Here is a 25,704-nt window from a genome sequence, read left to right on the forward strand (position 1 = left end):
AAGAAACGGGGCATTTAGAACGGTATTCCTTAAAAAGGGATTGACGGAACTGCCATATGGAAACATTTCTACCCCATTTTTCCGATTTTTCTCAGCCGAATAATTTTCCATTCGGCTGAAAGAGAAATTTCAATCTGCGGCAAACGATTTTTCAGTCCATGTTTTTTGCCCTGAAAACACCTTGGGAGTGTCTGTCCGGCCTGCCGTGACCGGCTTTTTCCTCCCCGTTGCCCCGTCCCCGAAACGTTAAAACCGGAATCAAAAAGTAAGCGTTTTCCCCATTGCATTAACTTGGGAGTCCGTTTTGTAAACCGTGTACCGCATACCGCCCCGTGCCTTGTAAGCCATTATGCCCGAAACCGTCCCGGATGTCAAAACCCCGCCTCCGAAATACTCGAGTTTTCCGCGCTCCCCTCCACCTTGCCCGTAAATACGCGAATCTCGCACCTGCCTCTTTAACATTCTGTCAATTTGTAAGCCTCCGACTTCCCGTTTGCCCCCGGCACGGCTTTCAATGCCCGAAAGAAGACATTGCATTTTATGGATACGCCCTCGCATGGCTAAATATTTTCAAGCGGAGATGAAAACGGTTTATCTCTTAGGGAGAGATAGATTGTCGCGTACAATAAATTCACAGACAGCAGCTTATAAGCAAAGCAGTATTGTATTACAAAATACTGTGTACGTAAACGAAAACAAAATTATGAGGAGAAACACGAAAAAAATGTCCCGATTTATTGTTTATGTCGTTGTAAATCCATACATTTGCAGCGGTGACACTTAAATTCTTGCCAGTATCGGTTTATCTCTCCCTAAGAGAGCGACTGAAAAACACGCCGGAAAAACAGCCTCATCAACCTATTAACGAACACCAGTGAGTTTCATATAAAACATTAACTAATTTCTTAAACCAAATGAAAAAACAAGTACTAAGTGTATGGGTTTTCTGCTCAGCATTGGGCATCGCACAAGCCCAGACTGATGTCACTAAGGAGTATCTCGTCAATCCATCTTTTGAGACTTTAAAAACTGCGGATGGTTCAACCGACGTGGCGGTAAAGACCACGCTTGAAAATGGCCTGTACGGATGGGAAGTCGCCTCGATGAGCAATTACCAGGTGGAGAGCGAGGCAAGCGGCTCGGCCACGGGTTTCCCTGCCGACGGTTCAGGCAAAATCAAACCGACAGAGGGCACCTATTATTACTTCAATCGGCAAGGATGGGGCAACAAGGACTCCGAGCTGAAGACCACCACTTCGAAAGAACTGCCTACCGGAACTTATTATGCCGTCATCGACTATAAGGCGGCAGACTATTCCAACCACAACAATGCGGACAATAACGGTACGACCATCGGCATCAAAGTGAACGATGCAGCCTCAAACCTTTTGGGAGAAAATCCTGCCGTAAGACGGGCTTATTCCATAGCAAACAATGGTTCCAACCCTGGGAACGACACTTACATGGTCAACGCCGGATGGAATGAATTAGGCACGATGTTTACCGTGACGGAACCCACCACCGTAACCATCTCCCTCGTACAGAACATGAAAAACAGCGGACGTTCGGACATCGCCTGGGACAACCTTCGCCTCTATAAAGTAGAGAACGTGAGCGAAAGCAACCCATTGGACCTGACCGGATACATCGCCTCGGCAAACGGTTCCTGCGTCCCCGGATGGACGACATCCGGCACGGTAGGCACCAATAGCGGCCAGCATTGGGACGGCAATTCTGGCACAAAATACATCGAACCTTGCAATTGGGGAGCAACCGGTTGGGAAAGCAGCATCTCACAAGCCATCATCGTGCCCAAGGGCCAGTACATCCTTACGGCTACGGGACGCTCATCCGTTAACGCCACGATGACCCTCACAGCTAACGGCCAATCTGTCACATTCCCATCGAATGGAGACACAGGGGGCACGATAGCCACCGACGGCACGGAATGGGAAAACGTGGCTGCCGGCATCGAGGCCGGGAAGTCCTTTGCCAACGACGACAAGGGACGCGGATGGACCTACGGCAAAGTAACCCTTTCCATAATCGACGGCAAGCTCAATATCACCGCGAAATCTTCTTCCACAGCACTACATGAGTGGTGCAGCATATCTGACTTCAAGTTGCTGTACGTCTCCACTTCCGTCGGAACGGATGTGCTGAAAGCCTTGCTGCAGGAAAAACTCACGGCAGCCCAAGCCTGTGTGGCAAACTGCCCCAAAGGCATTGCAGCCATCGTAAATGCAGCCATCACCCAAGGCAATAATGCCCAAGACACGGAAGAAAGCCTGAACGCAGCCATTACGGCATTGACGCAAGCCATTGCCCTGGCAGAGCAAGCAGTTCCGGCCACCGAGGCTTTCAAAGCCCTCATGGCAACGTGTCAAGGCTATGCCAACCACTCAAGTGCGGAAGAAAGCGTAAAACAGGCATTCCAAAAGGCCATGACCGATGCCCAAGCTGCCTTGGACGCAGCCACCATGGTTGAAGCCATCCAAGAAGCCACCCAAACCTTGCAGGCTGCATGTCAGACCTATTTACTGAATGCAGAACCAGAAACGGGTTATCCTTTTGACTACGCATTCCTCGTGGCCGAAGTAGGCAACTCCAAGAACGGATGGACCAACAACTTCTCTGCCGAATACACACATCTCGACAACTACCAATACAAGAAAGACGACGCTTCCAAAAACAATGCTGATTTAGGACTTTACAAGACGGGGTTCATCGAAGCATGGAATGACGGTGTGGACTTCACGGGTACGCTGACTTACACGTTGAACGAACTTCCCAACGGCCATTACAAGATTTCGGCATACACTTTCACGTCTGAAAATGGCAAGACTTCGTTCACGGCCAACGACAAGGAAGTGGCGTTGGATAACACCACAAACCTCTATACCCAACCGGTCATCGACGACGTGATAGTAGATGAGCACAAACTGACTTTCGGCTTGAATATCGGTGGGGCTAACTGGATTGGAATCACCAACATCCAGTTGCAATACCTCTCCCAACTGACAGACGCTGAAGCCTCTGCCAAAGCCAAAGAAGCCCTCTATGCCAAATTAGAGGAGGCAGGCAACATGGATACCGAAACCAACGTAGGCACGGAAGCTTTCCAAATCCCGGAAACGGCCATAGATGCATTCGACGATGTCTTTAACAAAGCCAACAACATCTACAATTCATCAGAAAAAGTCGATGAGATAGAAGCAGCCACCAAGGCACTGGAAGAAGCAATGCAAGCATTGAAGAACCCGACACTCAACGCCCCGAAAGAAGATGAACTCTTCTGCATGGTCAATATCACGGAAGGCTTCGGGTACAAGAACAATGCCCTGTCTCCCATTTATAGCACGGATAAAATCAACGATGGAGAGTACAACCTCAAATGGTCGCACATCGTGGATGTCAACTACGCACAGGCTCTCAAGTTCACTCCTGTGGAGGGACAAAAGAACCAATACACTATCAGTTTCACCGACGAAGAGGGTAATACCCGCTATTTCAGTACACAAGCCTTAGCAGGGTATATGGACGGGAACAACGCGAGCACAAGGCATGACCGCATCCGCGTGACGGAAGAGGCAGAAAAAGCACTTCCTGTGGAAGTCTTACTGGCCGGAGACGGTGTATACAAATTGAAGAACACCAAACACGGAAACAATTTCGGAAGTACAGGCAACGACGACTTGTTCACCACCAACGACCTTTCCGACCTATCTCTCGTGAAAGCGGAAAAAGCCAACGTGACCTTGTCCATCACGGCCGCAGGTTGGTGCACGCTCATCCTGCCGTTCGACGCAGAAATCCCGCAAGGTTTTGAAGTGTACAGTTGCACAGGCACAGAAGTTCCGGTAGGAACATCCACGGCATTGGTATTGGAAAAAGCTGAAAGTATCGAAGCCCACACACCGTACATCGTAAAAGGCAAGGAGGGAGACACCTACGACTTCTCCGAATACGGTACGGCCCTGAAAGACCAATATGCAACCGGACTGATGACGGGTACGTTCACACAGCAAAAAGCCGTTGCCAACACTTACGTACTCCAAAACCAAGAGGGCAAAGTAGGGTTCTACAAGGTGATGGCAGGCAGCGAACCGACCATTAAGCCTTACCGTGCCTACATCAACGCAGACGTGGCCGAAGCCAACATCGTGGCCTTGCTCCTCCCGGGCATCGGAACGGGCATCGATGGCATCGTGGCAGAAGATGCCTTGGTGAACGTGTACGACCTCAACGGCATACTCGTACGCGAGAACGTGAAGTTAGGCCAGGCCCTCGAAGGCCTCTCCAAAGGCATCTACATCGTGAACGGCACAAAGAAAGCCGTAAAATAAACCAAAGATTTAAAAACCAAAAACAATGAAAAAGATTATGGAAAAGAGCAAATATATCCAACCGGAGATTTCAATATGCCATGTGGAAACTGACCGGATGATGGCAACCAGCCCCGGCAACCCTTCCCGTTTCGATGACCCTGCTGACGGGAACATTGAGGTGTTGACCAACATGGAGAAGTTCACAGACATCTGGGGTAACGAGTTTTAAGGTTTCCCGACCGAAGAGGAACGGTACTACAAGGAGTTCCCGGTTTTGGGGCAGTCCAAGGAAGGGCTGCCCCTTTCTATGTCCAAGCCGTTCCGGCAAGATGGAATGCCCCGACAACGAAACAATCCCTAAACTGCCAACCTGCAAAACAAACTGCGCACGTAAAGGCATCCCCCTTACGTGCGCAATTCCTATCCATCCGGCATGACCGGAAAAGAAGACCCGACCCCCTACTTATTCAGCTTCCAAGTAAAACCGTCTTTCGTATCTTTCACCTCAAAGCCCAAAGCGGCCAGATTGTCGCGGATTTTATCACTGGTAGCCCAATCCTTATTGGCTTTGGCTATCATACGCTGTTCCAAAAGCATATCCACCACTTTGCCGAAAGCTTCCTCGCGTCCGCTTCCGCCCCCCGTCTCTTCTTTCAGGCCAAGAATGTCGAATGCAAAGGTATGGAACACTTCGGCCAAGGCGGCCAATACGTCAGCGGACATCGTGGCTTTCCGGTCTACCACCGTGTTGATGACACGGCAGGCATCGAACAAGTGGCTGATGACGATGGGTGAATTCAGGTCGTCGTCCATCGCCTCGTAGCACTTCCGGCGAAGTTCGTCCACATACGCCATCCCTACGCTGCCACCGGCTGTCGGGGTAATCCGCTTCAGATTGGCCACGCCCTCCATCAGGCGGGACAATCCTTTCTCACTGGCCTGCAAGGCTTCATTGCTGAAATCCACCGTACTGCGATAATGAGCCTGAAGGATGAAGAAGCGGATAGTCATCGGGCTGTAAGCCTGCGTCAGGCTCTCGTGCCCGCCGCTGAAGAACTGTGCCAACGTAATGAAGTTACCCAAGCTCTTGCCCATCTTCTGCCCATTGATGGTAATCATGTTGTTGTGCATCCAATAGTTCACCATGTCGCTACCCTGACTAGCCACGGCTTGTGCGATTTCACACTCATGATGGGGGAAAATCAGGTCCATTCCTCCACCGTGAATGTCGAAATGGTCGCCCAAGTACTTGCGGCCCATGGCCGTACACTCGCAATGCCAACCGGGGAAACCGTTGCTCCACGGACTGGGCCAACGCATGATATGCTGCGGTTGGGCGCACTTCCATAAAGCGAAATCCACTTGGTTATGCTTCTCTCCCACGCCGTCCAAAGCCCGGGAGTTGTTGATGACATCCTCTAAGTTACGTCCGGAAAGCTTGCCGTAATGGTGCGTCTTGTTGTACTTCTCCACGTCGAAGTACACGCTGCCCTCACTGACGTAGGCATAACCGTTATCCAAGATTTCCTTCACCAGTTCTATCTGCTCGATAATATGCCCGGTGGCATGTGGTTCGATGCTGGGCGGCAACACATTCAGAGCCTCCATGGCCGCATGGAAACGGTTCGTGTAGTATTGTGCCACCTCCATCGGCTCCAATTCCTCCAAACGGGCCTTCTTGGCAATCTTGTCTTCGCCTTCGTCGGCATCGTGCTCCAAATGCCCCACATCCGTAATATTACGCACATAGCGTACTTTATAGCCGATATGCTGCAAGTAACGGAACAGCAGGTCGAACGTAATGGCCGGACGGGCATGTCCCAAATGGGCATCCCCATACACCGTCGGTCCGCAGACATACATCCCGACACGCCCCGGCGTGATGGGCTTGAACTCTTCCTTCTTACGGGAAAGCGTATTATAGATAAACAATTTTTGTTCCATAATCAATGTATTTGATGGTCTATGATGCATATTCCGGGTCGTCTCCGTTTTCCCGGATCAGACGGAGCAGCTTCTCCACGGCTTCTTCCGCCGGAATGTTCCGCTCCACACATTCTTTTTTCTTATACAAGCTGACCTTGCCGCGCGCAGCCCCTACATAACCGTAATCAGCATCGGCCATCTCACCGGGACCGTTCACGATGCAGCCCATGATGCCAATCTTCAAGCCTTTCAGATGCCCGGTGGCCGCCTTGATGCGCGCTATCGTGTCTTGCAGGTCGTAGAGCGTACGCCCACAACCGGGACAAGAGATATATTCCGTCTTGGTCGTCCGCAAACGGGCAGCCTGAAGGATGCCGAATGCGGTGGCGTCTATATCGCGATGATCCAACGTACCATTATTATATAGGTACAGGCCGTCGCAAAGCCCGTCGAAGAGCAAGGCACCCATGTCGGCTGCACTCTCTATCTGGAAATCCTCCTTTTCCTCCTGCCCGTGGGCGTACTGCTGGAAAATGACCACGGGGTTCTGCAAACCTTCGCGCGTCAGTTCGTGCACCAAGGCACGATGCTCGCCCAAACGGTTCTGATGGTTGCTTTGGGAAATCACCACCACCTCCGGATGATATTTCAGGCAGGCACGCACCTCTTCATTCAAAGCCCCGTATGAAAGGAAAAGAAACTTCAAATCGGCTGTACACTGGCTCATGAAAGGCAGCATGTTATAAGGAAAAGCCGGATACGTACCGGGTTCACCAGTCCAGACATCCGCATCCACGATATAATCCCCCTCACGCTCTTCCACGGGAGGCAGGTTACGGCCGCAATAAATGTAGTCGGGACGAAAATCGGGATGGGCTTTGAAGCCCTTCAACCTGCCGGAAGCAGCCAAATCCATACGGTCGGCCACGACAACCGGCACATGATCTCCTCCGATATTACGCACGGCCCGCGTTTTCCGCCGTACGGGATTTAAGTAATCGAAATCCTCCGCTTCGGCTGCCGGTATCATCATGGCACCGTCCCGACGGAGCACATAATCCACCAACTTACGTGCCACCGGAATTTCAGCCTCCGGAGCTTCGCTCAATGACACACGGACTGTGTCACCGATACCGTCCGCCAACAAAGCCCCGATGCCCACAGCGCTCTTGATACGTCCGTCCTCACCGTCACCGGCTTCGGTCACACCCAAATGCAAAGGAAAACACATTCCTTCACGCTCCATGGCATCGACCAACAAACGCACACTACGTACCATCACCACCGTGTTGCTGGCTTTGATGGACACCACCACGTCCTTAAAACCTTCCTTCACACAAATGCGCAGGAACTCCATGCAACTCTCCACAATACCTTCCGGCGTATCCCCATAGCGGCTCATGATGCGGTCGCTCAGCGAACCGTGGTTCACCCCGATGCGGATAGCCGTATGGTTCTCACGGCAAATGCGTAGGAAAGGCACGAAACGTTCCTCAATCTTTTTCAACTCCTGCGCATATTCTTCGTCCGTATATTCAAGATGCTTGAACGTACGGGCTGCGTCCACATAGTTTCCGGGATTAATACGTACCTTCTCAGCATACAAAGCTGCCACGTCGGCCACTTTCGGATTGAAATGCACGTCGGCCACCAAAGGTACCGCACAGCCTGCCGCACGTACACCGGCGTTGATGTTCCGCAAGTTCTCGGCCTCACGCACCCCTTGGGTCGTCAGACGTACATAATCTCCTCCGGCTTCGGCAATGCGTAACGTCTGAGCCACACAGGCCTCGGTATCCATCGTTGAAGTGTTCGTCATGCTCTGCACCCGAATCGGATGGTTCCCGCCCAACGGCGTACCGCCAATCTGCACTTCACCGGTCTCCCTGCGTCGGTAATCGAACAAGTTCATCCGTCTGTCTTTAATTGCACTTAAACTTATACTTCACATCGGCCAATTCCGTATTGGCCTTTACAATCTTCTGCTTCAGGCTTTCTTTATAACCCGCCAAACGCAAAGCCAATCCTTCATCAGCCAACGACAGCATCTGTGCGGCCAGAATGGCAGCATTCTGCGCTCCGTTTACACCCACCGTAGCCACCGGTATGCCGGGAGGCATCTGGATAATGGAAAGCATGGCATCCAAGCCGTCCAACATCCCCTTGATAGGAACCCCGATGACGGGCAACGTCGTGTTGGCCGCTATCACACCAGGCAAAGCAGCCGCCATCCCCGCTCCCGCAATAATTACTTTCAGGCCGCGTCCGGCAGCCTCTTTGGCAAATGCTTCCACCTCGACCGGTGTCCGATGAGCCGACAAAGCGTTCATCTCAAAAGGGATTTCCATCTCGTCGAAGAACTTGGCAGCCTTTTCCATCACCGGAAGGTCGGACGTACTGCCCATGATAATACTTACAACTGGTTTCATGACTTATCTGAATTTTTAATTGAACTCATTTCCTATAATAAAATTATACCGGCAAAACCGCAAACCACTCCCACGAGAGTACCGGCCACCACTTGCGCCAGACTATGCTGACGGAGCAACATGCGTGCTGTCCCCACAGCTCCTGAAATCAGTACCGTAACACACAGCCACCAAACAGGATTGAACATGAACAGTACCGAATAAGCCACCAACGCGCCTATCACGCCGCCTGCCCCGGCCGAATGCATACTGATTTTCCACCACACATTCACTATGACGCATACCATCTGTATCAGCAAAGCCGACACTAAAATACCGCACATATAACGCGGCATGTGCATACGGAACATCAAATGGAGACAGGCCACGTAAGACAGGATGAACAATATATAAGGTATGGCGCGGTTCTCCCGCAAACGCAGTTGCACCGGTGCCCATCCGTTCAGTTTACGATATACGTAAATACACAAGCGAGGCAACAATATGGTGAAAACATAAACCATACACAAAATGGTCAGCTTATAAAACAACGGCAACAGGCTCAAGTAAGTAAACGTGAACAAAGACACAAATCCCACAATAGGCGCATGATACGGCCTAAAAACGACCGACAATAAACGAGCCGATAGAATAAGATTCCTATATCTCATCGCCTTAACCGTGCTACAGGTATCCCCAGTTGTTCCCGGTATTTGGCCACCGTGCGCCGCGCAATGGGAAAGCCTTTTTCATTCAACATCGCCGTCAACGCCTCATCGCTCAGCGGCTTCTTCTTGTCTTCCGCCTCTACCAAATCCTTCAAAGCGGCCTGAATCTTACGGGTGGCAATCTCCTGCCCGTCACCTGTCACATAACCGTCGCTAAAGAACCATTTGAGCGGATAAGTCCCGTAATGGGTCTCCACATATTTACTGTTGGCAGCACGGGATACGGTAGAGATATCCAATCCCGTACGCTCGGCCACATCCTTCAATATCATCGGGCGCAACAAAGTCTCATCTCCTTCCAGAAAGAAAGGACGCTGCCAATCAATAATAGCCTGCATGACAGCGGTCAACGTACGCCGACGCTGTTTCACAGCCTCGATGAATCCCTGTGCTTTTTCTATCTTCTGACGAGTATATTGCAAAGCTTCCCGTTCCGGCCGACTTAACTTTGCGCGTCCGGTGTCTACCTGATGAAGGATTTCCATGAACGAAGGACTGATACGTAACTCCGGCACATCGCCTTTATTGAAAGAAAGGGTAATTCCCCCGTCATCATCGGTCTCTACGGCAAAGTCCGGCACGATTTGTTGGTAATTATGTCCTACCACCTCGCCCATGGCACTCCCCGGACGCGGATTGAGTTTCTTTAAATCTCTCTGCAAACGCTCGCACTCTGCTTCTGTCAAATGCAAGCGAGCGGCAATCCTGTCCCAACGTTTATGGGTAAATTCATCAAACAGCTTGTCGATAATTTCATATTCCAACTGCTTTTGCCGGCTTCCGCGATGTTCATCCCGACGGAGTTGCAACAAAAGGCATTCTCTCAAATCGCGTGCCCCGATTCCGGGAGGGTCGAAAGTCTGCAACCGAGCCAACACTGCTTCCAGTTCCGACTCCGTAGTCTGTATTCCTGCATAAATCTCCAACTCGTCCGCCAACGTGGAAAGTTTCTTTTTCAACAGGCCGTCATTTTCCAACGAACCGATAAGATAAGCCATCAATTCCCGTTCACGCGGTGTCAGGTCACATTCGTTCATCTGCTCCGTCATCTGTTCGTAAAAAGATGTCGTATCGCCATAATCCATCGTTTCCGGACGGTCTTTCCCTCCTCGTTCCTGCAACAGATAGTCCGGCACATCGTCCGGTGTGCGATAATCGTCCATCGCCTGCCGTACCTCAGCCGGACGATATTCATCGGAAGGCAAACCACCGTCCAACCCAGAAGCTTCGCCCCCGGCCGACTCTGTATCATCTGTACCGTCATAGACATCTTCCGAAGAAGTATCGGCATCCTCGGAACTCCCCAGACTCTCTTCCAACGCTCCGTTATCTATCAATTCGTTTTTCACACGTTGTTCCAGTTCTGAAACAGGCATTTCCAACAACCGCACCTGCAGCACCTGCTGCGGGGACAGCGTCTGGACCTGCTGCATAGATTGAGACTGAACTAATTTCTGTGACATATATATACACGTTTAATGAGACGTTTTCCGTTGCAAAGTTAGCGTATGACCCGAAAAATGCCAAATATATTCAGACAAATGATTGGATTCCGCCCTCTCATTCCCTGACCAAAGCATAATCCAATTGCTTCTTTTCCAAATTGGCTTTCACAACTTTTACTTGTACCGTATCCCCCAGAGAATAACGATGATGGTGCTTGCGTCCCCACAAGCAGTAGTTACGCTCGTCGAATTCATAATAATCGTCATCCAAATCACGCAAGGGTACCATACCTTCACATTTATTCTCATTGATTTCCACATACAGGCCGAACTCCGTCACACCGCTGACAGTTCCTTCAAACACTTGCCCCAACTTGTCGCTCATGAATTCCACCTGCTTATACTTGATACTGGCACGCTCGGCACTGGCTGCCAACTGCTCCATCGCGCTGCAATGTTCACACAACTCTTCATACTTGTCCTGGCTGGCACTGCGCCCTCCGTCAGCATACCGCGTCAGCAACCGATGCACCATCACGTCAGGATAACGGCGGATAGGGGAAGTAAAATGCGTATAGTAATCAAAAGCCAACCCGTAATGCCCGATATTATGCGTACTATAACGTGCCTTCATCATGGCCCGCAACGAAACGGTTTCTATCAGATTTTGCTCTTTCTTCCCCTGAATGTCGGTCAATAGCTTGTTCAATCCTTTGGCCACCTCTTCCTTAGACCCTGTCGGTTTCAGTTTATAGCCGAATTTCACAATAAACTCACTCAGATTAATCAGTTTGTCCTGATCCGGCAAATCATGTACACGGTAGGGCAGTGTCTTGGGCTTTTTATTTTTAGGCTGCTTCCCCACGCTCTCGGCTACTGTACGATTGGCCAGCAACATAAACTCTTCCACCAATTTATTCGCATCTTTCGCCACCTTGAAATACACTCCTATCGGCTTGCCCTTATCGTCTATGTCAAAACGTACCTCACTACGGTCGAAATTGATGGAGCCATGCTCAAAGCGCCGGGCACGAAGTTGTTTGGCCAAGCGGTTCAATGTAATCAATTCCGTGGCAAAATGTTCGGCCGGCAACACATCCGGCCCGTTAAAGTTCGGATCTGCCTCATGGTCGCCCGGCATCTTATAGTCTTCAGGCGAAGCTTCTTTATGGTCTTCCAACACCTTCTGTACTTCTTCATACGTAAAACGGCGGTCACTCTTAATGACAGTATGAGCCAGATGCCAGTCTTTGACTACAGCCTTGTCGTCCAATTTAAACACGACGCTATAAGTCAACTTCTCTTCATTCGGACGTAAAGAACAGATGAAATTGCACAAACGTTCAGGCAGCATCGGAATCGTCCGGTCTACCAAATACACACTAGTGGCACGCTTCACAGCTTCTTTGTCTATAACGCTCCCCTCTTTTACATAATGCGAGACATCTGCGATATGTACTCCTACCTCCCACAATCCGTCGTCCGTTTTACGAATGGAAATCGCATCGTCGAAATCCTTGGCATCCCTCGGGTCGATGGTAAAAGTCGTCACCTCACGCAGGTCCTCACGCAGCCCGATTTCTTCGGCAGTGATGCCCGGGTCAATCTTCTCAGCCTCATCTTCCACAGACTTGGGATAAGCATAAGGTAAGCCGTATTCGGCCAAAATGGAGTGCATTTCCGTGGTATTGTCTCCACTCTGCCCCAATATATCCACGACCTTACCTATCGGATTCTTGGCATGTTCGGGCCATTCGGTAATCTTCACCACAGCCTTATCTCCGCTTTTACCACCTTTCAACGCTTTTTTAGGAATAAATATGTCGTTGGCCAACGTACGGTCTTCGGTGAGCAGGAAAGCAAAATCCTTACGCACTTCCAACTTTCCGACAAACGACTTGTCGTTCCTTTCGAGAATCTCGACCACTTGTGCCTCGCGTACATGATGCTTCCTGCGGGCTAACAAAGTCACTTTCACCTTGTCTCCTCCCATGGCGTGCAAAGAGTTCCGTTCGGCCACAAGGACAGGCTCTCCTCCATCCAACGGGGTCACGGTGTTTTTACCGTTCGCTTTGCGATTGAATATGGCTTCAAACACTTGCCCCGTGGTATTCAAGCGAAAATGCAGCTTCTCTGTTTCTTTTATATAATCATCCATCGCCAAATCTTCCAACAAGTCCATACAAAGCAACTTGGCAGGATGCGTGTCCAGTTTCAAGTCTCTGAATATACGTTTAATGTCGTAAACCTCGGCGGGATTATTTTGAAAAAGTTCCATTAACATTTTCGCCAGTTCTTTTTTCTTCAGGCGCTTGCCGCCCTTCTTTCCTGTTTTTCCCATAAATTTGATATTTTAGAGGTTTGTTATCTGTAATCTTTCTGCAAGTTAAGCATATTTATTCATTCCGCTCCTCTTTTATCTCTTATTTTTTCTGAAAATGCTTATCTTTGTTCTTTCTTTTTCATAAGCCAACAGACCAATGAAACTAACCGAACGGGAAAAAGCCATCTATCAAGTTACATGGGCAGGAAGTTTTGTCAACTTTCTGTTAGTCGTATTCAAGCTCATAGCCGGAATCCTGGGGCACAGCGCGGCCATGATAGCCGATGCCGTACATTCTTTATCTGATTTTGCAACCGACATCGTCGTGCTCATCTTCACACGTATTTCCAATAAACCGCAAGATAAAAATCACGATTACGGCCATGGCAAATATGAGACGTTAGCCACGGCAATAATCGGTATTGTACTTTTTGCCGTAGGCGCAGGCATTTGTTGGAACGGACTGCGAGCCATCCAAACCGTATGGCAAGGAGGCCGTCTTCCTGTCCCGGGCATGCTTGCTTTCGCAGGAGCCATCATCTCCATCGTCTCCAAAGAACTGATATACCGTTACACCATTCACGTGGGACGCAAAATCAATTCCAGCGCAGTCATAGCCAACGCCTGGCATCACCGTAGCGATGCTTTCTCTTCCATTGGAACAGCCATGGGCATCGGAGGGGCCATAGCCCTGGGCGAATCATGGAGCGTGCTCGACCCCATGGCTGCTGTAATCGTGAGTTTCTTCATCATGAAGGTGTCCGTCCAACTCTTGAAACCGTGCGTGGACGAGCTGACTGAAAAATCATTGCCGGACGAAATAGAAAAGGAAATCTGCCTCATTGCGGAGAACACACCGGGAGTATCGGCCATACACAATTTGCGCACACGCCGCATCGGCAACCACTATGCCATAGAGATGCACGTCCGGATGGACGGGCATTTGACTTTGTATGAAGCACACGCCAAGGCATCGGTCATAGAAAACAAATTGAAAGAGAAATACGGAAATGAAACCCATGTGGGCATCCATGTGGAGCCTGTGAAGGATGCCGACGGAACTTACAGGAAATAAAACAAATAGAACAAACGCGTATGAAAATATTAGTAACAGGAGCAAGCGGCTTCATCGGTAGTTTTATCGTTGAAAAGGGACTGACGGAAGGACACGTGATATGGGCAGGCATGCGCGCCACCAGTAGCCGGAACTATCTTCAGGACTCCCGAATCCGTTTCGTCGAATTAGACATGGAACATCCTGAAATCCTACGCCCCCAACTGGCGGCATGCAAAGCCGAATTCGGAGGTTGGGATGTCATCGTACATGCAGCCGGAGCCACCAAATGTATCCGACGTGAAGACTTTTTCCGCACCAATACGGAGGGAACACGTCATTTTGTCGATGCGCTCCGCGAACTGGACATGGCGCCCGGGCGTTTTATTTTCATCAGTACCCTCAGCGTGTTCGGTGCCATACGCGAACAGGCAGTACGTCACGCCACTTCGGACAATCCCTGGATATATGCCCCGATACGGGAAAATGATACGCCACGCCCCAACACGGCATACGGGGAAAGCAAGCTGGAAGCCGAACGTTATCTCAAGTCTTTGAAAGATTTTCCCTACGTCATTCTCCGCCCCACCGGTGTGTACGGGCCACGTGAAAAAGACTACTTCGTCATGGCGCAAAGTATCAAACAGCACGTAGACTTCAGCGTAGGATACCGTCCGCAGGAAATCACATTCGTTTACGTGAAAGACCTTGTACAAGCCGTTTTCTCTGCCATGGTAAAAGATGTCATCGGGCGCGAATTTTTCATCAGCGACGGAAACGTATACCACAGTACTGAATTCAGCGACTTGATACGCACGGAGCTTGGACATCCGTTCATGCTCCGCATCAAGGCTCCGGTATGGTTCCTTCGTTTCGTATGTGCCATAAATGGCAGCTTCAGCACATGGCGGGGCCGCACCACCACCCTTAACCGCGACAAATTCCACATTCTATGCCAACGCAACTGGCAATGCGACATCCAACCGGCCGTGGAAGAGTTGGATTTCCGTCCCGAATACCCTTTGGCACGAGGAGTTAAAGAAACGATGGACTGGTATAAAAAGGAGGGATGGCTATGAGAATTTCCGTCCAATGGCTTACCGGAAACGACAATAAACCCAAAGGCTTATGGCCGATTGAATGGTTGGCCATAACTTACAGCATCCTCACGACCTTGGCCATGTTCGTGCTTTGGCCGGACATGGACCACCCTCGGGACATGTTGGCCGACCGTCTGTACATCTTTCTCGGTACAATCTTATTGTGGAGAATCTATCTCTTTTGGCCGCGCAGACTTATGACTTTCATCCGCATCACAGCACAGATGGCTTTGCTCAGCTACTGGTATCCGGACACTTACGAGTTCAACCGGACGTTTCCCAATTTGGACCACATATTCGCCCGATGGGATGCAGTGCTTTTCAGTTGCCAACCCTCATTGGAGTTCAGCCGCCTTTGCCCATGGCCTTGGTTTTCCGAAGCCGTAAATATGGGTTATTTCTCTTATTATCCCATGATTGTGGCCGTCATGGTTTTCTTCTTTCTCTGTCGCAATAACCATTACGAGAAAGCCTCATTCACTGTCATGTGCTCCTTTTTCATCTTTTACCTCATCTATATATTCCTCCCCGTTGCCGGACCCCAGTTCTATTTTCAGGCCATAACCCCGGAATGTGCCGAAAGCGGGATATTCCCGTCTTTAGGTACCTACTTCAGCCATCGTACCGACATGCTCCCATCACCGGGCTATGCCGACGGTTTTTTCTGTCATTTAGTCGAATGGGCGCAGGATTCCGGCGAACGCCCGACAGCCGCTTTTCCTTCCTCACATATCGGCATTACTTTTATCCTGCTCTATCTGGTCCGTCCGCAAAGCAAACGTTTCCTCTTCATATTATCACCTTTCGCCCTCCTTTTGACACTGGCCACAGTCTATATCCAGGCACATTACTTAGTGGATGCCATTGCCGGAATATTAGCCTCCTATCCGGTTTTCTGCCTAAGCAAATGGGCATACCAAAAGACAAGCCTTATCCTTAGGCATGAAACCTGAACAAAAGACCCCGCAAAAGGCTTGCAAACGTAGCCTCTTGCGGGGACTCCACCTTTGCCACACGACAAAGGACACCTTATCAAAATTTCACCGAAACTTTCTTTCCATTATAAGACACGGCCTTTTGCCGCCCGTCGGGAAGCAACACCGTAAACTTACGGGATTGCAACATGCCTTTGTATTCGCCTTTGCGTGCTCCCAGAGTCAGACGACGCGAGGAATCATCCCAGGCCATGGGAATCTCTGTATAAGCTCCTTTCTCGTAATTGTAATTGTCGAACTCGTCCTCGTAAAGCACAAAACTGCCGTCAGCACCCGGGTAAACACGGAGAGTCAGGTTATCCCACGGCTTCTCCGTGGCATATTGCACGTCGGGTCCGAGAGGCACGATACTACCTGGTTTAATATATAAAGGTATGATGTCGAACGTCGTGGCACGTGTCACGGTGCGCCCTCCCTCCATTTTCTCATTTGTCCAAAAGTCATACCATGCAGTCCCTGCCGGAAGATAGACCTCTGCGGACTTCTGTTGCATGAAATCCACGTGTACCCTTTCATCAGCCTTCCCCGCATTGTCGCGGTTCCAACCGCTTTCCTCGTCCACTTTCACCACTTTTTCGGGAGTGTACTGAGCCTCAAGTACGGGTGCCACGAGGAAAGCCTTGCCGAACATATACTCATCATTCATATTCCACACCTTTTTGTCTCTCGGGAAGTCCATGACCAAAGCGCGCATGAACGTAGATTGCCGGTGCGTGACCTCCCAAGACGTAGAATAAATGTAAGGCAACAACGAGTAACGCAAACGAATCATCTTCTCAATGGCATCGTACACGGGTTCGCCCTTCTTTCCGAACTGGTATATTTCACGGGGTGTATCCGCTCCGTGGGAACGCATCATCGGAGTAAAGGCACCAAATTGCAGCCAACGCACGTACAACTCCTGATAAAGAGGATTCTTAGGAGCCGTCCCGTCGTTCCAACTCTTATTATATTGCCCGGCAAAGAAGCCACCGATGTCGTTGTTCCAATGGGGCATGCCGCAAAGCGAGAAATTCAAGCCGGCCGGCACCTGTTTACGCAAGGTCTCCCATGATGAGCCCACGTCGCCGCTCCACACATTAGCCCCGTAACGCTGCTGCCCCAAAAAGCCCGAACGGGTCAGGATGAACACGCGTTTGTCCGACGACACGGCACGCTGATGGTCGTACACTCCACCAACGGACATGAGCGGATAGGCATTACGTACTTTCCGGAAAGACCCCATATAGGTCTTCGTGTCCATATCTTCGGGCTTGAAATCCAGATGATCCGGTTCGGTAGAATCCATCCACCATGCATCCATGCCAAGCTTGAAGATTCCCTCGTTCAGGTATTTCCAATAGATGTCACGGGCTTCGGGAGAATAAGCGTCATACACCCGCACACCGGAAGGATATTCCATATTAGGCGGCCAACTTTCCGTCCCTGATGCAGGCCATGTCCGGAAATCGTACAGCAATCCTTTATCAGCCAACTCCCGGTAAGGCTTTGTAGCCGGACCGAACGATGACCAGATGGAAATCGCCATGTGCGCGTTCATCGCATGCACGTCATCTATCATTTTCCGGGGATTATTGAATTGAGGGTTCTGAAAGTCCATGGCATTCCACAAATAGTTGTGTCCCCAATATTGCCAGTCTTGTATGATGCCATCGAGAGGCACGCCTAATTCACGGTATTTGCGCACGACTCCCACGGTTTCCCCTTGGCTCTTATAACGCTCCTTGCTCTGCCAGTAACCATAAGTCCAAAGTGGGAACATCGGCACTTCACCTGTAAGATGCCGAACCTGCGCCACTACGCCGTCGGCATCCCCGCCGTACATGAAATAATAGTCCATGCAATCACCCACCTCCGAACGGAAAGATGTTTCCGAGGCATTGTCGGTAAAGAGCGTAGGTGAATAATTGTCCCAGAAAAGCCCGTATCCTTTGGTAGACTGGATGAAAGGGCTGACATCCTCCACGTTGCCCTGCACAAGATTCTTCACTTGCCCTCTTTGCGACATCTTCCCGTTCTGCAACTGTCCTAAGCCGTAAATGGCCTCGTCAGTCTCCAATTTGAAAGCCTGGTATACATTATAAGTCGCATCACCGGCATCGTCAAAAGGAGTGAAGGGTTTCTCCGCCGGCTTCTCGGCAAGCAAGTGCCTGCCATCGGCTGTCTCATAGGAAAGCGCACCGGTGGACGTGTCCAAGCTCACTTGGAGTTCCTTGGTACCCATCACGATGGCACCGTCCTTGGTGCCGACTTTGAAACCCACCTTTTCGGGCAAAGCCACCACCGACAGGCTTTCTTTCTTGAAACTCTCGCCATGGGGCGACTTGACCACTCTCACCATAGAGGGCGTAAAAAACTGTACCTCCACATCCACGGCATCCACTGTGGCTTTAATGCCGTAATCAGTACGTTGGTAATCCTGCGCAGTCACGAAGGCCGCACAAGATAGCCCGCAAAAAAGCAAAACTGTCCTTTTCATCTTGTCTATTGTTTTATAGTTTCACGATGCAAAATTATATTCCGACCCATGTTCCCAAGCCATCCTCCCGTTGAAATTCATGATAACCATGTTGAATCCTTCACCGACATGCTACATCAGGAAAAACCTATGTTACATGGCAACAAACGAACAACGGGGAAAAATAGTCTTTTACAAAAAAAGCACACGGGAAACCGACTTTGGAAAAGTTCACCTATCCGGCCTCCCGTGCGCATTTACTTTCTTTTTTATCGTTTACGACTTCAGCTGAAACGCCAAAAATCCCAATTCATAAGGTTCTTGCCGGCACCGCCCTTAAAGAGGAATACCAAGTCATGTACGCCTTTAGCTCCCTTCACGCGGCATTCCATTTCTTTATACGCCTGCATGCCTCCGGTGGCTTTCACCTCCAACGTTCCCACCAACGGCCCGTCGACACTGTCCAAATGTATTTCGACGGTACAACCTTGTTCCGAAGCGATGCAAGCACGGAAACGTTTGGCACCACGCTTCCGGAAGTCCACCCCACGTACAATCAACGAGTCGCCATCGTCCACCGCCGTCACATAAATGCCGCCGCCCGGCATCTTCTCCGTCTTCAGGCCGTAGCCCCAAGCCATCGTCTCGGCTTCCACACGGCGGTATGGGTTGAAAAGTTCAACCTGTTCCACTTTCACATCCTTGAAATAAGGCACTTCCTGAATCGTGCCGTCTGCATTATAATGCATTTCAGCCACAGATACGGAACGGCGTTCGTGATGTTCCTCCATTTCCAGGCGCAAGAGGTCGTAATTCTGTCCGAACACATAAGTCTTCCCCTTGTAGTCCACAATGCCCGGATGGTTACCGCGCGTGCGTTCGGTAGGACGCATGATGTATCCTTTCACGTCCCACGGACCGGTGGGCGAATCACTCATGGCATAACCGATACCTTCGGGACAGCAGGTGGAAGCAAAGGCCAAGTAATAATGGCCGTCGCGCTTGTAAAACCATGGCCCTTCCTGATAAGTCTTCAATTTGCCGATTTTCACGATATCGCCCGAGGTAGAAATCATATCTTCGTTGAGCTTCACGTAATAAAGATTGGGGTTACCCCAATACATGTAAGCCTGACCGTCATCGTCGATATATACCGTGGGGTCGATGTCGTCCCAATGCTCCTTTTGCCATACCAACGGCTTGCCGATAGGGTCTTTAAAAGGCCCGTAAGGCGAGTCGGATACCAACACGCCGATGCCATTGCCGTGAAGCGGACAGTACATGTAGAACTTGCCGTTCCGCTCTACCACTTGTGCAGCCCAGGCTCCGTTGTCACGCTTGCGCCATGCAAAATCCTTCGTGGAAGCCACCGGGCCATGGTCGGTCCAGTTCACCATGTCGGTAGACGTATAAAGCTGCCAGTCAAGCATCTTGAAACCGTAACCCTGCGCATCGTCTTCGTCATGCCCCGTATAAAGGAACACGGTGTCGTTATGTAACATGGGCGCGGGGTCGGCCGTGTACTTGGTCTGGATAATGGGATCTTGTGCGTAAAGCACGGTTTGCCCTGCACATGCCAACAATGCGGCGAGGGCAGAGGTCATAAGTGAATGTTTCATTTTACCAATCTATTATTTAAAGGTTATTATTTTATAGCCCCAAAAACCATCCTCAGGATTCGGACGACCGGAAGAAAAGCCTCAACGTTTCAGCCAAGTAGGCACGGGCGTTCATCCATGTATGGCCCCCGTCCGTGATACACGTCCGGCAGGAAATACCTTTCTCCCGAAAATAATCAAGGTGCCTCATCACATCGGCATAGAGGAAATCCCCGCGCCCGACACCGAACCATTTCACCCGGTAGAGGGAATCCATACGTGCGGGATCCTCCATAAGCCGCCCGAAATGACGGTCCATCACCTGCGGAGTAAGATAGGCACTATAAGAAGCCACATGGGCGAACAATTCAGGATGGGAAAAGGCTGCAAACAGAGCCTGCCCGCCGCCACGCGAGAACCCGCCGACCGCACGGGACTCACGCGAAAGTTCCGTACGGAACTCCGACTCCACATAGGGTATCACGGCTTCCGTTAGTTCGCGGGCAAAGGTGGCATACATTTCGGCAGCCTCAGGCGATGAGGGCATAGGCGTACCGTGGGACGGCATATAACCGTACGGCATGACCACGAGCATCGGCTCGGCCTCTCCCCTGGCGATGAGATTGTCCAAAATGGCATCCACGCGCCCCACCTTGTACCAGGTTTCCTCCGTATCGGTCGTGCCGCTCACGAGATAAAGCACGGGATAACGCCGACCGGCCTCCCGGTCATAGCCCGGAGGGGTATACACCAACATCGTACGGTCGGTCTGCAAGACCTCGGAATAATAACTGCAATAGCGTACCTGTCCCCTCGGAACATCTTTATGGCGTGCATAGAGGGCTGCCGTGTCCGGCATCTCCAACAAGCTGGCCTTGAAACGTTCGTTGGGAAAGGCCAGGGGGTTGCTCGGGTCGGAAACCTCCACCCCGTCGATGCGGAATGAGTAAGGATAAATGTCGGGACGGCCTATCTTTACCGTCACGCTCCACACCCCGTCAGTTCCTTTCCGCATCGGGCATGTACCGTCCATAAACTGCCCCGAAAGCTCCACCCGTGAAGCAGAAGGGGCACTGACCGAAAAAGTCACTTCCCCTCCGGTACCCACACGGGGCGACACGACCGGGTTGTTCCACGGATTCCCTTGTGCCCTCGCCAAGGCCGGCCAACCTAAGGCGAAGCATAAAACCATCATGCTCAAGAACGTCATCATTCTCCTACCGATTTACCATCATCAGGCCTCCGTTGCACGGAATCGTTACTTTCACGGTCTGTTTCTTCCCTAACTTCACCGACTTCACTTCGCCCTGCAACTTATTGTCATCGGCATATACCTGCAATTCCGTACCGGAAGCCCACATCGGCAGGCTGATTTCCGTCTTCAGCGTTTCCTGCTGCGCGTTCACTCCCGCCACATACCATTTATCGCCGTGACGACGTGCCAGAATGACGTATTTCCCGGGGTAACCATCGATGAAACGGACATCATCCCACGTCGTAGGCACTTGCTTCATGAAGTCTATCGCCCAAGCCGGAGCGTCCGTCAGATTGTTGGGGGCGAGGGCAAAATGTTGCACGGGCGACTGGAACAATACGGCCGTAGCCAACGCATAGACATCGGACGTCACCCGGCGGCTGCCGCGCGGTTCATTCTTCGCATTGTAATACTTGTTCAGCGCACTGCCACCGAAGTCCATACTGCCCACCGTGTTCCGGATGAAAGGATGCAGGCAGGCATTGAAAGCCTCGGCATCGCAACTTTTCTGCGAGAAGTTCAGGTTCTCACTGGCCAATACCGCCTCGCTGGCCACGAAATTGGGATACATCCGCTCCCAACCACGCGGAAGGGTGCAACCGTGGTAAATCACCATCAAACCGTAATCGTTGGCATCAGCCAAGATGTCTTCGTAAAGCTGCATGGTCTGTTGCTTGTCGCTCCCGATGAAGTCCACCTTGATACCCCGGATGCCGGTTTCCTTCATCCATTTCATCTCCCGGCGGCGGACTATCATGTTGTCCATGCGGCCACGCGGCCCTTGGGGCGCATCGTTCCAATAACCGTTGGAATTGTACCACAAATACAGGCCGACCCCCTTGCCTGCGGCGTAACGGGCCAGTTCTGCCGTCCGTTCGTATCCCACGCGCGAATCCCACCAGGCATCCACGAGCACGCTCTCGTAACCCATGTCTGCCGCAAAATCCACATAACGCTTCTGTTCGTCATAGTTCATGCTGTTGTCGCCTGCGATAATCCAACTCCACGTGCCGCGACCGTAGACATACCGGCGCGAAGGCTCATAGAGAGGCTCTACCACGTCGTATGGTATGGTGGTCTCCACAATCGGTGCCAACGTCTGCCCCACGGTAACCGTGCGCCAAGGCGTTTCGCCCGGCAAGGCGATACCGGGGCAGGCCGTCCCGTTACCGTTATATTCCCCCTCCTGAGGAAAACCGATGGTGTAAAGGCCGCCGTCCTTTCCCATCAAGCGGCTTGCGCAATAACGGCTGTCCACTCCTGTCTCGGAAATCAGCACCCAGCCCTTATTCCCCGTACGGAACAGGCAGGGAAACGTGTAACCGTTACCCCAACCGTTCTTTCCCATCTCACCGTCTGCGGTGTACGATGTCTCATAACTCGGGCTGGTTCGCGCAAATCCTCCCATCGGCCCGGCCTGCGGACAGAGGAATGTCGTGGTACCCTGAGGAAGCACGAAGCCCGTCGTCTCCTCCTTGACCACACAGCACAAGGTATTCCCCTGTGGATACATCTTATATTTAAAGGCCACATCATGGTCGGACACATGGAACACGACATCGAAAATGTGCTTGCCGTCCTTATAAAAAGGGCAAACCGCTTTCGTAGCCCGCACGTCTACCTTGCTGCGTTTTATAGTAGGCAATTCATAGTGGCCGGACACCGGCGAGGAAGAAAAAGAAGATTCCTGCAAGGTCATCCCTTGTGAGAAATCACCGATATTCGTCAGCAATCCCAAAGGAGATTGTTCCAAGAACACGGTCTCACCGCAAACGACACGGTAAGTAGGGCGGCCACCGTCATCGGCCACCGTCACCTGCAACTTTTTATCAGGACTTGAAAACTGTATGGTGGCCGCATCTGCCACCCCAAACGCACAAAACGCACATGCGAGCAAGAAGTATTTCTTCATGGATTATTGATTAATTATTTGATTGTTCCTGCCGCAAAATTACGAATAAAAACAAGATTTCTCTTTCGCCTATGTTACATTTATTTTGTTTTTTGTATCATTTTCAAGGCATACAGCCTGAATCCGGCCAAAAAAACGAAAAATCCGGCATTACGGACAGCCGCACAAGCCAACACTTACGTGCGGACAGGATGTCAGGAAAAGAAATGAAAATGCCGGCAAAAAGACAGCAACCGCCTCTTTTACACCATAGCCCCAAAAACGGAAACTCCTGCCATGGGAAGCCAAACGTTAACAAAAAGCCATGCAGCAAGGGCATCTTTTGCTCCTATGCGGCATTTCCCGGAATCGCTTTCAGCCGAATAAAAATTCATTCGGCTGAAAGCGATTTTCCAATGTCCGCAGAACTTGCGGGCAACCTGTACCAAAAGACGGAAAAACGACTTCTTACCGTGGAGAAGAGATGCCGAAAGCCCTGTTTTCCCACCTACATGGAAGCCCGAGAGCCTCAAAAAGGAAAAACAAAACGACAACGGAAACGCCCGACGGAAAGACATATAAAAAAAGCCATGCGGAAAGACATGGCATATCCTCTATCGAAAAGAAAGCTCCAAAAACAAAAGGCAGCATTCTGTCAGATTCCCGATGCACGAGAATCCATTATTCGCGACCGCTCCCGTCCCGGCTTGCAAATACGCCATTCCCGTCGACCCGGAAATGACTATTTGTCATTTTGGAAGCTATGCCACAAATTGCCCTCGGGCACGGGTGCCTCCACGTCTATCTCTTGCTTGGATACGGGGTGGACGAAACGCACACGGCGGGCATGCAGGCAAATGCTCCCGTCGGGGTTGCTGCGCGGCGCACCGTACTTCAGATCCCCCTTGATCGGGCAGCCCATCTTGGCCAACTGGCAGCGGATTTGATGGTGGCGGCCGGTTTTGAGGTCTATTTCCAAAAGGAAATAACGTTCCGAACGTCCGATAAGCTTATAATCGAGGATGGCTTTCTTTGCCCCGGGCTTTTCCTTGTCGTAAGCATACGACTTGTTCTGCTTCTCGTTACGCACCAACCAATGCACCAGTTCCCCTTCTTCCGCAGGCGGACAATTCCCCACAATGGCCCAATACGTCTTGTGCACTTCTTTCGTACGGAACATTTCGTTGAGCCGGGCCAAAGCCTTGCCGGTACGGGCAAAGACCACCAGTCCGCTCACGGGACGGTCCAAACGATGCACCACGCCGAGGAACACGTTCCCCGGCTTGTGGTACTTCTGTTTGATGTATTCCTTCACCATCTCCGCCAAAGGCTTGTCGCCGGTCTTGTCGCCCTGCACAATCTCCGAACTGCTTTTGTCGACGATGATGAGGTGGTTGTCTTCGTAGACTACGTCCATACGGATTACATGTTCATGCCACCGTCAATCTGGATAACCTGTCCCGACACGTAAGAAGACAGGTCGGAAGCCAAGAAAAGTGCCACGTTGGCCACGTCTTCCGGCGTGCCGCCACGACGCAAAGGTATCTTCTTGCACCATTCCGCACGCACGTCGTCCGACAATGCTGCCGTCATGGCCGTCTCGATAAAGCCCGGTGCTATGGCATTGGCACGGATACCTTTGGCTCCCATCTCCTGAGCTATGGACTTGGCCAAAGCTATCATACCGGCCTTGGAAGCCGAATAGTTGCACTGCCCGGCATTGCCGTGCACGCCCACCACGGAAGCCATATTGATGATGGAACCGCCCTTCTGGCGCATCATAATAGGCGTACAAGCGTGGATGAAGTTGAAAGCCGACTTCAGGTTGACGGCAATCACTGCGTCCCACTGTGCCTCCGTCATGCGCAACATCAAGCCGTCTTTGGTGATACCGGCATTGTTTACCAAAATATCTATCGAACCGAAATCCTCTTTCACCTGCTTCACCACTTCTTCCGTCTGTGCAAAATCAGCCGCATTGGAAGCGTAGCCTTTGGCCTTCACGCCGAAAGCGGAGATTTCCGCCTCGGTAGCCTGCCCGTTTTCATCAATTACCAAATCCGTAAAAGCCACGTTCGCGCCTTCGGCGGCAAACTTCAGGGCTATGGCCTTGCCGATGCCGCGGGCGGCACCCGTCACCAAAGCCGTCTTTCCTGTCAATAATCCCATAATCAATTTATTATTTAATGGTTAAA

17 protein-coding genes are annotated in these 25,704 nt (G+C 51.1%); 5 read left to right on the top strand and 12 right to left on the bottom strand.

The genetic code is table 11. The features are described from left to right. Window positions 1–914: 914 nt before the first annotated feature. Together E0E47_RS11065 and E0E47_RS11070 are read left to right on the top strand one after the other, a co-directional pair. Complete coding sequence (locus E0E47_RS11065; protein ID WP_130893699.1) at window positions 915–4,346, top strand: hypothetical protein; 3,432 nt, start codon at window positions 915–917, stop codon at window positions 4,344–4,346. 25 nt (window positions 4,347–4,371) lie between these two features. Beyond that, window positions 4,372–4,557 carry a hypothetical protein gene (locus tag E0E47_RS11070; RefSeq protein WP_130893700.1) on the top strand — a complete coding sequence of 62 codons (186 nt, stop codon included), beginning with the start codon at window positions 4,372–4,374 and terminating at the stop codon, window positions 4,555–4,557. Between the two features lie 230 nt (window positions 4,558–4,787). Here the strand turns inward: E0E47_RS11070 and cysS are convergent, their stop codons facing one another. From cysS to rnr, 6 genes are all read right to left on the bottom strand, one after another. Continuing rightward, window positions 4,788–6,272, bottom strand: a complete 1,485-nt coding sequence (gene cysS, locus E0E47_RS11075) for a cysteine--tRNA ligase (protein ID WP_130893701.1) — start codon at window positions 6,270–6,272, stop codon at window positions 4,788–4,790. Between the two features lie 19 nt (window positions 6,273–6,291). Then, a complete protein-coding gene (locus E0E47_RS11080) occupies window positions 6,292–8,166 on the bottom strand; it encodes a 4-hydroxy-3-methylbut-2-en-1-yl diphosphate synthase (RefSeq protein WP_130893702.1) in 1,875 nt (624 codons plus the stop codon). A gap of 10 nt (window positions 8,167–8,176) precedes the next feature. Further along, window positions 8,177–8,683, bottom strand: a complete 507-nt coding sequence (purE, locus tag E0E47_RS11085; RefSeq protein WP_130893703.1) for a 5-(carboxyamino)imidazole ribonucleotide mutase — start codon at window positions 8,681–8,683, stop codon at window positions 8,177–8,179. Window positions 8,684–8,715: 32 nt separating this feature from the next. Further along, entirely contained in the window at window positions 8,716–9,333 is a 618-nt protein-coding gene (locus E0E47_RS11090) for a membrane protein (RefSeq protein WP_008626686.1), read from the bottom strand. Next, window positions 9,330–10,859, bottom strand: a complete 1,530-nt coding sequence (gene rpoN / locus E0E47_RS11095; protein WP_420873308.1) for an RNA polymerase factor sigma-54 — start codon at window positions 10,857–10,859, stop codon at window positions 9,330–9,332. Before rpoN ends, E0E47_RS11090 begins: the two co-directional genes overlap by 4 nt. A gap of 91 nt (window positions 10,860–10,950) precedes the next feature. Further along, window positions 10,951–13,176 carry a ribonuclease R gene (gene rnr, locus E0E47_RS11100; RefSeq protein ID WP_008626690.1) on the bottom strand — a complete coding sequence of 742 codons (2,226 nt, stop codon included), beginning with the start codon at window positions 13,174–13,176 and terminating at the stop codon, window positions 10,951–10,953. Window positions 13,177–13,315: 139 nt separating this feature from the next. Here rnr and E0E47_RS11105 point away from each other — a divergent pair, with 139 nt between their 5' ends. Genes E0E47_RS11105 through E0E47_RS11115 form a run of 3 tightly spaced genes read left to right on the top strand, consistent with a single transcriptional unit; the run spans window position 13,316 to window position 16,265 of the window. Continuing rightward, window positions 13,316–14,233 carry a cation diffusion facilitator family transporter gene (locus E0E47_RS11105; RefSeq protein WP_130893705.1) on the top strand — a complete coding sequence of 306 codons (918 nt, stop codon included), beginning with the start codon at window positions 13,316–13,318 and terminating at the stop codon, window positions 14,231–14,233. Window positions 14,234–14,253: 20 nt separating this feature from the next. After that, window positions 14,254–15,291, top strand: coding sequence for an NAD-dependent epimerase/dehydratase family protein (locus tag E0E47_RS11110; RefSeq protein ID WP_130893706.1), 1,038 nt, complete (start codon window positions 14,254–14,256; stop codon window positions 15,289–15,291). Then, window positions 15,282–16,265, top strand: a complete 984-nt coding sequence (locus E0E47_RS11115; RefSeq protein WP_008626693.1) for a phosphatase PAP2 family protein — start codon at window positions 15,282–15,284, stop codon at window positions 16,263–16,265. Before E0E47_RS11110 ends, E0E47_RS11115 begins: the two co-directional genes overlap by 10 nt. A 79-nt stretch (window positions 16,266–16,344) precedes the next feature. Here E0E47_RS11115 and E0E47_RS11120 read toward each other — a convergent pair whose 3' ends face one another. The 6 genes from E0E47_RS11120 to fabG form a co-directional block, all read right to left on the bottom strand. Next, the gene (locus tag E0E47_RS11120) at window positions 16,345–18,786 is read right to left on the bottom strand and encodes a glycoside hydrolase family 31 protein (RefSeq protein WP_130893707.1); all 2,442 of its coding nucleotides are present in this window, start codon (window positions 18,784–18,786) and stop codon (window positions 16,345–16,347) included. Window positions 18,787–19,049: 263 nt separating this feature from the next. Continuing rightward, window positions 19,050–20,384, bottom strand: a complete 1,335-nt coding sequence (locus tag E0E47_RS11125) for a glycoside hydrolase family 43 protein (protein ID WP_130893708.1) — start codon at window positions 20,382–20,384, stop codon at window positions 19,050–19,052. Between the two features lie 52 nt (window positions 20,385–20,436). After that, entirely contained in the window at window positions 20,437–21,576 is a 1,140-nt protein-coding gene (locus E0E47_RS11130) for an esterase (RefSeq protein ID WP_021980202.1), read from the bottom strand. A 4-nt stretch (window positions 21,577–21,580) separates the two neighbouring features. Then, window positions 21,581–23,530 carry a glycoside hydrolase family 97 protein gene (locus E0E47_RS11135; protein ID WP_130893709.1) on the bottom strand — a complete coding sequence of 650 codons (1,950 nt, stop codon included), beginning with the start codon at window positions 23,528–23,530 and terminating at the stop codon, window positions 21,581–21,583. A 721-nt stretch (window positions 23,531–24,251) separates the two neighbouring features. After that, window positions 24,252–24,926: an RluA family pseudouridine synthase gene (locus E0E47_RS11140; RefSeq protein ID WP_008626714.1), complete on the bottom strand. Its 675-nt coding sequence runs from the start codon at window positions 24,924–24,926 to the stop codon at window positions 24,252–24,254. Between the two features lie 5 nt (window positions 24,927–24,931). Further along, complete coding sequence (fabG, locus tag E0E47_RS11145) at window positions 24,932–25,678, bottom strand: 3-oxoacyl-[acyl-carrier-protein] reductase (protein WP_130893710.1); 747 nt, start codon at window positions 25,676–25,678, stop codon at window positions 24,932–24,934. Between the last annotated feature and the right edge of the window lie 26 nt (window positions 25,679–25,704).

Source organism: Paraprevotella xylaniphila YIT 11841, from assembly GCF_900683745.1.
GTDB classification, from domain to species: Bacteria; Bacteroidota; Bacteroidia; order Bacteroidales; family Bacteroidaceae; genus Paraprevotella; species Paraprevotella xylaniphila.